Annotated in this window: 1 protein-coding gene; it reads left to right on the top strand. The window is 48.4% G+C overall.

What is annotated here, in order from left to right; all coding sequences use genetic code 11:
• Window positions 1-1,478, top strand: a 1,478-nt coding sequence (locus BLR60_RS24550) for a non-ribosomal peptide synthetase (RefSeq protein ID WP_143009161.1), incomplete at both ends; no start/stop codon positions are given.

The following is a 1,478-nucleotide window of genomic DNA, read 5'->3' on the forward strand; positions in this document are numbered from 1 at the left end:
GCATATGTCCCAATAGATCCGGCCTACCCAAAAGAAAGGATCGACTTTATTATAAAGGACACCAATGCAAAAATACTTATAACAGATATCGATACGGAACAAAAGATCAGTCTCCAGGAACAGGGGTGCCAGAAAGCAGTCCTATCCGAGATCGTAAAAAAACAGTACCAGGAGCACAGTCTCAAACCAAGACCACAGGACATTGCCTATATAATATACACATCTGGATCAACAGGAAAACCAAAAGGCGTAATGGTCAGGCACGATAGCCTGCTAAATTACACAATGACCGTAAGTCAAACGCTCAATCTTCCGGAAATGGCCACTTATGCTGTCGTTTCCACCTTTGCTGCAGACCTCTGTTATACAATGCTATATCCCTCGCTCTGCCGGGGCGGGGACCTGCACATCATCCCTGATGAACTCATCGGCAATGCTAAGCTCCTTGCCGATTACTTCGGGGAACATAAAATCGATTGTCTCAAAATAACCCCCTCACACATGACCGCACTGATGGCAGCGGATGGGAACAAACAACCAGTACCCGAAAAGATACTTGTACTCGGCGGAGAACCGGGAACTTGGAAGCTGGCCGAAACGGTATTATCCGAAAACCCTGAATGCCGGATATTTAACCATTACGGACCGACGGAAACTACGGTAGGAACTATAACAAATGCTATTGTCCCCAAAACTGAAAAACAAAAAAGACAGTTTTTTCCATTGGGCAGGCCAATGCCCAACATAAACCTTTATGTACTTGACGCTGCACGGAACCCTGTACCGTTCGGGGTACCAGGCGAACTTTTTATCGCAGGCGTACAGGTCGCAGAAGGGTATCTCAACAGACCGGAACTTACTCGGCAGCGGTTCATACCCGACCACATAGAGGGAAAGGGACAACTATACCAGACCGGGGACATGGTTGTGATGCAGCCGGACGGTCTGCTGGAGTATCTGGGAAGGATAGATGACCAGGTTAAGATCAGGGGCTTCAGAATAGAACCCGCAGAAATTGAACAGGCCATAATGGAAATAGAGGGCATCCAGCAGGCTGTTGTCGTAACGGTAAAGGATCCACAGCAGCGCAACAGGCTCGCAGCATATCTGGTATGCCAGGAGATGGACAAACAGGCCATCACAGATGCCCTGAGCCTAAAGCTACCCGCATATATGGTTCCCGCATCGTTCACCAAAATTGAACAGATACCGCTTACACCGAATGGCAAGATAGACAAAAACAGACTGCCCAGCCCGGAAACCAGCACGCAGAAGCAGAGGGAACATGCTCCGCCGACCGACAAAACCCAGGAACTGCTCTGCCAGATATGGCAATCTCTTTTTAAAAACGAAAGCATCGGTATATATGATAACTTTTTCGAGCTCGGGGGCGATTCCATAATAACGATACAGGTGGTCAGCAGGGCCAGAAGAGCAGGTATCGAGATCCAGCCAAGAGATGTCTTCCAGCACCAGAC

The organism is Pedobacter terrae (assembly GCF_900100705.1).
Taxonomy (GTDB): Bacteria; Bacteroidota; Bacteroidia; order Sphingobacteriales; family Sphingobacteriaceae; genus Pedobacter; species Pedobacter terrae.